This is a genomic window from Archangium sp. (assembly GCF_036389735.1).
Taxonomy (GTDB): Bacteria; Myxococcota; Myxococcia; order Myxococcales; family Myxococcaceae; genus Archangium.
In genome coordinates this window covers 1-9441 of the sequence record NZ_DASVWK010000792.1, presented here as the reverse complement: position 1 = coordinate 9441, position 9441 = coordinate 1, and the positions used below count along the sequence as shown (strand labels likewise).

Annotated in this window: 8 protein-coding genes; 5 read left to right on the top strand and 3 right to left on the bottom strand. The window is 68.0% G+C overall.

Translation table 11 applies throughout. The features are described from left to right. The 5 genes from VF794_RS28050 to VF794_RS28030 all read left to right on the top strand — a co-directional run. A partial coding sequence (locus VF794_RS28050) for a C-terminal helicase domain-containing protein (protein ID WP_331115630.1) occupies window positions 1-403 on the top strand: 403 nt, incomplete at its 5' end. Window positions 404-490: 87 nt separating this feature from the next. Beyond that, window positions 491-2875 (top strand): N-acetylmuramoyl-L-alanine amidase, encoded by a 2385-nt coding sequence (locus tag VF794_RS28045; RefSeq protein WP_331115628.1) that lies wholly within the window; start codon window positions 491-493, stop codon window positions 2873-2875. A 101-nt stretch (window positions 2876-2976) separates the two neighbouring features. Continuing rightward, the gene (locus VF794_RS28040) at window positions 2977-3768 is read left to right on the top strand and encodes a hypothetical protein (protein WP_331115626.1); all 792 of its coding nucleotides are present in this window, start codon (window positions 2977-2979) and stop codon (window positions 3766-3768) included. Between the two features lie 202 nt (window positions 3769-3970). After that, a complete protein-coding gene (locus VF794_RS28035; protein WP_331115624.1) occupies window positions 3971-4765 on the top strand; it encodes a hypothetical protein in 795 nt (264 codons plus the stop codon). A 90-nt stretch (window positions 4766-4855) separates the two neighbouring features. Next, window positions 4856-5464 (top strand): outer membrane beta-barrel protein, encoded by a 609-nt coding sequence (locus VF794_RS28030; RefSeq protein ID WP_331115622.1) that lies wholly within the window; start codon window positions 4856-4858, stop codon window positions 5462-5464. Window positions 5465-5639: 175 nt separating this feature from the next. Here VF794_RS28030 and VF794_RS28025 read toward each other — a convergent pair whose 3' ends face one another. From VF794_RS28025 to VF794_RS28015, 3 genes are all read right to left on the bottom strand, one after another. After that, window positions 5640-6125 (bottom strand): VOC family protein, encoded by a 486-nt coding sequence (locus tag VF794_RS28025; RefSeq protein ID WP_331115620.1) that lies wholly within the window; start codon window positions 6123-6125, stop codon window positions 5640-5642. 35 nt (window positions 6126-6160) lie between these two features. Then, window positions 6161-7447, bottom strand: coding sequence for an adenylate/guanylate cyclase domain-containing protein (locus VF794_RS28020; protein WP_331115618.1), 1287 nt, complete (start codon window positions 7445-7447; stop codon window positions 6161-6163). A 92-nt stretch (window positions 7448-7539) separates the two neighbouring features. Further along, the coding region (locus VF794_RS28015) for an RCC1 repeat-containing protein (RefSeq protein WP_331115616.1) at window positions 7540-9441 on the bottom strand (1902 nt) is incomplete at its 5' end.

The following is a 9441-nucleotide window of genomic DNA, read 5'->3' as shown; positions in this document are numbered from 1 at the left end:
CCTCGCCGACTTCAAGGCGGGGGGCTGGGACATGGTGGTCACCACCGACCTCGCCGCGCGCGGCATCGACATCGCGCAGCTGCCGGTGGTGGTGAACTACGACCTGCCGCGCTCCACCGTGGACTACCTGCACCGCATCGGGCGCACGGGCCGTGCGGGGCAGGCCGGCGTGGCCGTCAGCTTCGTCACCGCGAGCACCGAGGCCCACTTCCGGCTCATCGAGCGCCGTCACCACCTCGCGCTTCCTCGGGAGCGCATCGCGGGGCTCGAGCCGACCGAGCTTGCCCCTCCGGCCCTGGATCCGCACGGCGGCGTGAAGGGCAAGCGCAAGAGCAAGAAGGACAAGCTGCGGGAGGCAGCGGCCGCTGCCCCTGCTAAAGGGGGCCCCACGCGCAAGTCGTAGCGCGTCGTCGATCTCCATCATGGTGGGTGGATTGGACGAGGTGGAATTACCGGATTTACGGTATATTCCATCCAGGAGGGGAGCACCATGAAGACGAGCCTTCGGCGGACGATGTACGGGTTGGGCATGCTGTCAGTGTTGGGGGTCGCGGCCCCGGCGCTCGCGCAGATGGATCCACAGCGCAACCTCGAGCGCATCGTCGAGGAGAGTTCGGCGTTCCCTTCCGGCACGCGGGTGCTGAGCGTGCGGATGGAGGAGGAGCGTGTGGTGGTGGAGCTCAGCCCCGACGCCGTCGCGCGGGGGCTCGGTGACGAACAGGCTGACGAGATGGCGCGTGAACTGCTCGCGGGCCTGGAGTTCTTCACCGAAGTTCGCGAGGTCGAGCTCCTCGTCGACGGCCAACCGCTGTGGAAGTACCTGCCGGAGTCCTCGGCGCCTCCCGCCGCCGAGGCGCGCAGCCTCGCCGCCGCGCGGACGCCCGTGGACGCACTCTCGCTGGAGCTCCAGGGCAAGAAGATCGCCCTGCACCCGAGCCATGGGAGCTACTGGAACAACACCACCCGGCGTTGGGTGCGTGCGCAGCGCACGCTCACCGGTCCGAACGCCGCGACGCGGGTTCCCGCCGGCTGGACGGGCAGCACCTACACCCCGAGCGACGAGTACTTCTGGAATCGTGGCTTGCAGTGGGGCTCCATCTACGAGGACGACATCACCATCCACGTGATGCGCTTCATGAAGGAGTACCTCGAGTCCTCCGGCGCGCAGGTGTTCCTCTCGCGCGAGCTCTCCGACGACGCGGGCCCCTACGACTACAAGCGCTTCGGGTATCCGAACACGACCTTCCCCCTGCCAAAGACGCAGGTCGCCTCGAAGTACTACCTCGAGGAGCAGGGTGTCCCGCGCTGGGTCTGGGATGAGTCGAGCCTGAACGACCAGCGCGACAAGGACATCCGGGCCCGTCCGTACTACGCGAATTATGTCGGGGCGGACGTCTCCATCAGCCTCCACACCAACGCCTTCGGGGAGGGTGGGGCACGGGGCACGGAGACCTTCTGGTACACGGCGAAGTACCCGCACCTGCAGGACAGCTCGAAGCGCTTCGCCACCGCGCTGAACGAGGGGGCGGTGAAGTCCATTCGCGAGTACTTCGACGACAGCTATGGCCGCCAGGCCTACGCGAACCCCTACCCGGCGCGTGGCGTCCCCGAATGGCCGTACTACTCGCCCTATCCGACCCCTTTCGATTACAGCGGCTATACCCGGTGGAACGACCGTGGGGTGAAGACCTCCAACCTCGGTGAGCTGCGCGAGGCGCAGGTGCCGGCGGCGCTCATCGAGCTGGCCTTCCACGACAGCTGGAAGTGGTATCCGGACAACCTCTTCCTCCAGGATCCCATCTTCCAGGCGACGTCGGCCTGGGGCATGTACGAGGGCGTCTGCCGCTACTTCGGCATCACCCCCAAGCCGCGCCTCGCCTCGAAGCTCGTGGCGGGCACGGTGCCGGCCCTGGTCGGACCGAATCAGGTACTCAGCGCGTCGGTGACGTTCCAGAACGAGGGCATGACGTGGAACTGGGGCCGCCGCCAGGAGAACGGCGTGTACGCGCCCTACACCGTGTGGCAGCTGCACGTCCTGGAGGGACAGACGGAGCTCTCCGCGCCCGATCACATCTCCATCGACCCGACGGACATCCTGCACCCGGGGGACACCAAGACGTTCGACGTTCCGCTCGTGTCACCCGCGGTGAGTGGCCTGTACCCCGTCCGGATGATGATGACGAAGGCGGACGCGCGGGGAGGGGACTTCGGAGAGGAGTTCGCGGCGCTGATTCGGGTGGATGCGGACGCTCCGGCGGTCTCGGTCTCGTCGCCTCAGCCGGAGGCCTACCCCTACGGCACGCAGCGCATCGAGTTCAGCGCCGAGGACACGTGGAGCGGCGTCGCGGAGCTGACGGCCACGCTCGACGGCGCGCCGGTCACCTCTGGTGAGGAGATCGTCGGGCTGATGCCCGGGGAGCACACCCTGGTTGTCTCCGCCAGGGACGGGCTGGGCAACGCCACCACCTTCACGCGCACCTTCACGGTGGTGAACTCCTCCGGGATGGTGACGGGCGGTGGCTGGGCGAAGCTCGCGCGGAAGAAGGCCACCTTCGGCGTGGAGGTGATCCGGGTGCCGGGGACCTTCCAGCCGGTGGGTCACTTCACCTTCCAGGACCACGACCTCGGGCTGACGCTGCACAGCACGCAGTTGCGGGCCTTCGGCCTGTCGAGGGGCACCGCCACGGTCTTCGGCACGGCCACCGTGAACCACGAGCCCGGACACGGGTTCCGGCTCGAGGTGACGGAGGGCGGCACGGGGGAGGGTGGGACCATTCGGCTCGTGCTCGACACCGGCTACCGCCTCGACGCGCCGCTGGAGGGGGGCAACGTCACCCTGCTGTCGCTGGAGGGAGCGTACTCGGGGAGCAGGTAGGCACCAGCTCTACACGACGTGGGGACGACCGCGGTGGCATATCGCATAGACTCTCTCGCACCATGTCACTGCGACGTCCCTGTCTCTACGCGCTTCCTCTGATGTCTCTCGTGGCCTGTGGCGGGGGCAGTGTCTCGCTGTCGGACTTCCCTGGGACGGAGCTCACCCTCATCGGCATACCAGCCACCCCCGAGGACCGGGGGCTGGAGCTGGTCCTCTTCTCCAGTGACGGGGCTTGCCCCGAGCTGCGCTCCTCGGTCCGCGCGAGCATCAACGGCCATGCACTCGAGCTCACCCGGAAGGGGGGATCGGCGCCGGGGCTCTTGCCCTTCGTCCCGAGCTGCGAGCGTCCTACGTTCACCACCACGCTCGGAACCGGGGAGCTGGGCCTGGACGCGGAGGTCACCACCATCGAAGTGCGCGACGAGACGGCCACCTTCCTCTTCGAGGTGGCGGGGCTGATGCAGGAGCGGCGGCTCCAGTTGGTGCAGCCCGCGGACCGGCAGCTGCGTGGCAGTGGGGAGGTGGTGATGGAGCCCGTCCCGGCTACCGTGCGGGTGGATGGCCAGTCCCCCTATGTCTACGGCGCTGCCGGCGCCTTCGTCCCCTATGACTGCTCACCCACCCAGGCCTGGTCACTCGCCCCGGAGCAGGTGAGCACCCAGGGCAACGTCCTGCGCTTCACCGTGCCAGCCATCTCCCAGGCGGGGGCTGGCTTCCTCAACTTCTCGGCCAGCGGGAGCGCCGAGGTGCGCCGCTGCGAGGGGCCGCGCGCCTGCCACGCCCGGGTGGAGTTCTTCGTCTCCGAGCGGGTGACGCTGCTCGGTCCCGGAGGCGAACCACCGGCCCCGGGCTGCACCGGGCAGGCCCGCCCGGACGCCGGCAGCCCCTGACCGGGCTCCAGGGTGAGGGCTTGTCATTCCTTCCACCTGTAGGGCCGTGTGCCAGTGGACACATCCCGTGGCTTGTCGTTCGAACAGCGCGGCGCATCCCGCGTAGCGCGAGATGGTTGCCGACCTGAACGCAGGTCTGTCCACGAGAGGGCTCACGATGAGGCGTACGCGTGTCGCAGCGGTGTTGGTGTGTCTCCTCCCCATGGTTTCGATGGCGGCGCGGCAGGGCTCCAGGTCCGAGGACGCGCCGACAGCGGATCCGCTCGGAACGCGCGGAACGGTGACGGCGAACGGTCGCTACACGCTCTGGTCCGTCGATGTCCCCATCCCGGGCAACCCGAGGCTGATGCAGGGGGCGGCGATCGGCGGCTACATGTCCACGGATCTGTACGGTCGGAGGCTGGGGTTCGATCTCGGCTACCGCGTGCTGACCACGAACGCCGTGAACGCGGGTGGAAGGGACCTGTCGGAGAACTCGTCGTACACGGCCATCGAGGTCCAGCCGGACTTCAACTACGCCCTCATCAACAGCACCCCGTTCTTCTTGAGCGCGGGCATCGGGGCGAACGCGCGAATCAACGTGATGAACCTGGATGAGACGTTCGCGCGCTCGCTGGGGTCGTGGACCACGATCGCGGCGGGACCGAACGTGCGGGCGAGGTTGTTCCTCGGCCCGAACTTCTACGCGACCGGCTCGTTGTTCGTCGGGCTCGTCAAGGTGGCCGGCCTCTGGACGGCCGCGGGCATCAACGCCTCCACCGTCCCTCCGCAGGCCTTCTACGAGAAGGGGGGCCTGGAGGGCATCTTCGTCATCAACGGCATGGCCTCCTTCGCGTGGCGCCCCCTCGAGTGGTTCGCGGTGAGCGCGGGCTTCGGCTACCGGAAGAGCAGCTTCACGGTGGTGACGGCGGAGGACGCCTCCGGCAATACGCGGGAGCTCGGTGCGGGCACCGAGAGCGACCTCCAGCCGTTCGCCGGAGTGGAGTTCCTGTACTGATACTGACCTCCAAGCGCTACCTTTGAGACGCAGAGGACGCCTGGAGGCCGTGTTGAGGGTGATGGGCTTGAACAGAAGGAGGGGTACCGCATGAAGCGTTGGATGGGATGTCTGGTCTCAGTGGTCTGTCTGATGGCGCTCGTGCCCGAGCATGCGCTCGCGCAGGAGGAGGGCAAGGGCACCGCGGCCACCGGGGAAGCCGGGGCGGCTGGGGACGGCGGCCTGCGCGACGCGGGGCCGCACCAGCGCGGCTCGATGCTGTCCGTCTTCGGCCTGCTGCCCTGGGGGTATGGGTATGCCAACGGCATCGGTGCCGCCGCCCGGTACACCCTGCCGGTCATCCACGATGGCTTCATCGACTCGTACAACGACTCCGTCGAGCTGGAGTTCGGTGGCGATATCTGGTTTGGCGGCCAGAGCTTCGGTGTGGTGCGCTACGGCTACACGGGCCTGGCCATTCCCGTCGAGGGGCGGTGGACGTTCCACCTCAACCCCAAGCTCTCCCTCTACGGCAAGCTGTCGCTCGGGTGGTACTTCAACTTCTGGAGCAGCAACGTGGCGGAGTTGGACAACCTCTCCTACGGCGGCCTCTACTGGAACACCGGCGTGGGAGCGCTCTACCAACTCAGCGACGCCCTCTGGCTGCGCGGGGAGCTTGGCGCCACGGGCCTGAAGGCCGGCGTGGGCTTCAGCTTCTAGGTTCCAGCGGTACGGGCCCCCTCTTCCCAGCATTGGGAGAGGGGAGCCACTCTCACGGGGCCTCGATTCTCGCTTGTCCTGGAATGGGTGAGGGCGATCCCAGCCGCCAGGTCAGGGGATTCACGCACGAGGAGGGCCCCAACGCGGATGCCGTGTCCGTCACGGGCCAGCGGGGCTACGCCTGCGCGTACGCCTCCTCGAGGCGCGTGATGTCGAACTTCTTCATCGTCATCATCGCCTGCATCACGCGCTGCGTCCGCTTCGGGTCCTTGTCCTTCATCAGTTGGATGAACCTGGCTGGGACGATCTGCCAGGAGAGGCCGTACCTGTCCTTGAGCCAGCCGCACTGGCCCTCCTGGCCCCCGTTCGCGGTCAGCTTGGACCACAACATGTCGACCTCTTCCTGCGACTCGCAGTCCACCATCAGGGAGATGGCCTCGGTGAACTTGAAGTGCGGGCCGCCGTTCAACGCCTGGAACTTCTGACTGGCGAGCTGGAACTCGACCACCATGGCCGTCCCCTTGGGGCCCGGTCCCGCGTCGCCGTAGCGAGCCACGGACAGGATCTTCGAGTCCTTGAAGAGCGAGATGTAGAAGTTCGCCGCCTCCTCCGCCTCCTGGTTGAACCACAGGAACGGCGTGATCTTCTGGGGGGTTGCCATGGTCATGCTCCTTTGCGGCGGGGAGTGAAAATCGTTCAGGCGGCCTGCTGGGCCGAGGACTCGCGTGGGCTGAAGAGCTCAAGCGGCTGGAGGCGTCCCTTGACGGAGTGGGTGCCGAGCGACTCGAAGGCGCTGTCGCCGATGGCCTCGCGACACTCCTGGGTGAGCAGCAGCGAGCGGCCGAGCACCTTGGTGAGATCCTGCACGCGAGAGGCGGTGTTCACGGTGTCACCAATGGCGGTGTACTCCTGGCGTTGAGCGCCGCCCACGTTGCCCACCACGGCCTCGCCACGGTGCAGGCCCACGCCAATGCGCAGGCCGGGAAACTCGCCGTGCTCACGCATCCGGTCGGCCTCGGCCAGCATCTCTCGCGCGGCGGCGAGCGCCCGCTGGGCATCGTCCGGCTGGTGCGTGGGCGCTCCGAAGATGATGAGCATGCCGTCGCCGAGGAACTTGTTCACCAGCCCCCCGTGCGCCGCGACGATCTCACACATGCGCCCGTAGTAGAGGTTGAGCAGGCGCACGGTCTCCTCCGCCGGCTGGGACTCTGAGAGCCGGGTGAAGTCGCGGATGTCGGTGAAGCAGACGGTGATGGCGCGCCGCTCGACTCCGTTGGGCACGTGGCCGGACAGCAGGTGCTCCATCACCTGCTCGCTAACGTGCATGCCCAGGACGCTTCGCACGCGCTCGCGCTCGAGGGCGCTCTCGGTGAGGCGCAGCAGCATCCAGCGCATGGAGCGGCTGGCCACCATGCCAAACGCGCCGATGGCGATCAGGAAGACGGCCTTGGCGAGCACGACGGTGAGATCCCCCACGCCGGAGGCGAGCAGCTCGGGCGAGAGGCCCGGGCGGACGGCGAACACCATGACGGCCACGAGCTGGGCGGCGGCGGCCAGGCCGGCGAAGAGGCACAGGCCCGGATGGAGGCGCAGGGTCGCCATGGCCACGCCCACCGCGAAGAAGGCGGGCCCCGCGGCCGAGAGGGTGTAGAGGGAGCCATTGGCTTGCACGTCCAGCAGCGTCACCACGCTGCCCAGGGACACGTCCACCAGCGAGGAGGCGTAGCGCATCCAGGGCCGGAAGAGCCCGGCGCTCAGCAGCAGACGGATGCCGAGGTACCAGGTGAAGAAGGCCACCGGGACGGCGAGGATGATGGGGGGGAGGGGGGAGCCCAGGAGCAGGCCCCCGAGCACCAGCAGCGTCACCACGGCTCCGCCGATGGCGACGATGAGCGCCATGCGGGACTCGAGGTGCAGGAGGGTCTCCTCGAACAGGGAGTCGAAGCCTCGGGAGGCGGAGTTGGAGCCAGGGCGAGCGCGCATGCCGCGCGGGAGGATAGCGCACCTGAGGAGGGGGCGTTCCGAGAGGCGGCGGCTCCGCTCGAATAAAGGAGGGGGCCGCCGTCCAGGACTCTTCAGGGGAACAGCACCGGACCCGCCGTGGGGTAGAAGCCGGCCAGACCATTTCCAAGCTGCCCGTAGAAGTTGTCGCCCCACGCGCTGACGAGCCCGTCCGGACCTCTGATGGCGAGGGAGTGAGCCTCGGCTGAGGCGAGCTGCTTGACGTCCGCGGGAAGAGACACGGGATTCGGACTGGAGCGCCGGGTGAAGGTGCCATCGCCGAGCTGGCCGGAGGAGTTGCCACCCCAGGCCCACGCGGTGCCATCCTGCTTCAGTGCCAGCGAATGATCCTCGGCCGCCGCGAGGCTCTTGACGCTCGTGAGACCGGGGACGGGGACCGGAGTCAGGCGCGTGGTCGAGGTGCCATCGCCGAGCTGGTTGGAGCCATTGCCACCCCAGGCCCGCACGGTGCCGTCCGAGAGGACCGCCAGACCATGGTAGTAGCCCGACGCCAGGGCCTTGACGCCCGAGAGGGCGGTCAATAGGACGGGCGTGAGGCGATTCGTGGTGGTCCCGTCACCGAGCTGACCGGTGTTGTTCAAACCCCAGCCCCACACGGTGCCATCCTGCTTCAGTGCCAGCGAATGATAGGCTCCCGTCGTGATGGCCACCACGCCCGTCAGGCCAGGCACCTGGATGGGAGTGAGGCGCCACGAGGTGGTGCCATCACCGAGCTGGCCGGAGCCATTGTCACCCCAGGCCCACACGGTGCCATCCTGCTTCAGCGCCAGCGAGTGGGACACTCCCGCCGCGAGAGCCGTGATGCTCGTGAGATGGGGGACGGGTACCGGACTCAGGCGCGTGGTTCCTCGGGAGCCATCGCCGAGTTGACCGTGCCCATTGTTTCCCCAGGCCCAGACCTGGCCATCCGAGTTCGCCGCCAGCGAGTGCTCGTGTCCCGCCGCGATGGCCACCACGCCCGAGAGGCTCGGGACCTGTCCTGGAGTGAGGTGCCGCGTGGTGGTGCCGTCACCGAGATAGCCGGCGCGATTGTCGCCCCAGGCCCAGACGGTGCCGTCCGAGCGCAGTGCCAGCGTGTGTCGCTCGCCTGTCGCTACGGAGAGCGCGCTGGTCAGGTTCTGGACCTGCTGGGGGGTCGGCTGCTGTCCGGTGATGTTTCTGCCGAGCTGGCCGCATTCGTTCCGGCCCCAGGCGGACACGGTGCCATCCGAGCGCAACGCCAGCGTATGAGGGGAGCCCTCGCCTCCAATGGCCACCACGCCTGTTACGCCAATGACCTGGACGGGCGTGAGGCGATCCAGGGTGGTCCCATCACCGACCTGGCCGACGAAATTGTCACCCCAGGCCCAGACGGTGCCATCCGAGCGCAACGCCACCGAGTGGTAGTCGCCCGCCGAAATGGCCACCACGCCCGTCAGGTCAATGACTTGAATGGGCGTGAGACGCTGCGTGGGGGTGCCATCGCCGACTTGTCCGCTCCTGTTGGCGCCCCAGGCCCAGACGGTGCCATCCGAGCGCAGCGCCAGCGAGTGGTAGTCGCCCGCCGAAATGGCCACCACGCTCGAGAGGCCCGGCACCTGGGCAGGAGTGGAGCGCTGCGTGGTGGTGCCATCGCCGAGCTGTCCGTTCCCATTACCGCCCCAGGCCCAGACGGAGCCATCCGTGCGTAGCGCCACCGTATGGACATTTCCCGCGGCAATGGCCACCACGCTCGAAAAGCCAGGCACCTGAACAGGAGTGAGGCGCCTCGTGAAGGTGCCATCGCCGAGTTGTCCGCTCTCGTTCGCGCCCCAGGCCCAGACGGAGCCATCCGTGCGCACGGCGAGCGAGTGGGAATCTCCCGCCGCCAACGTCATCACCCCGGAGAGGCCCAGGGTCTGGATGGGAAGATAACGATCACGGTTGGTCCCATCTCCGAGCTGTCCGCGCTCGCCCCAGCCCCAGGCCCAGACGGA

What these genes read in the sequence shown, in the direction of transcription:
- VF794_RS28045 (WP_331115628.1), top strand. Translation starts at nt 491, where the DNA reads ATGAAGACGAGCCTTCGGCGGACGATGTACGGGTTGGGCATGCTGTCA.
- VF794_RS28040 (WP_331115626.1), top strand. Translation starts at nt 2,977, where the DNA reads ATGTCTCTCGTGGCCTGTGGCGGGGGCAGTGTCTCGCTGTCGGACTTC.
- VF794_RS28035 (WP_331115624.1), top strand. Translation starts at nt 3,971, where the DNA reads ATGGTTTCGATGGCGGCGCGGCAGGGCTCCAGGTCCGAGGACGCGCCG.
- VF794_RS28030 (WP_331115622.1), top strand. Translation starts at nt 4,856, where the DNA reads ATGAAGCGTTGGATGGGATGTCTGGTCTCAGTGGTCTGTCTGATGGCG.
- VF794_RS28025 (WP_331115620.1), bottom strand. Translation starts at nt 6,125, where the DNA reads ATGGCAACCCCCCAGAAGATCACGCCGTTCCTGTGGTTCAACCAGGAG.
- VF794_RS28020 (WP_331115618.1), bottom strand. Translation starts at nt 7,447, where the DNA reads ATGCGCGCTCGCCCTGGCTCCAACTCCGCCTCCCGAGGCTTCGACTCC.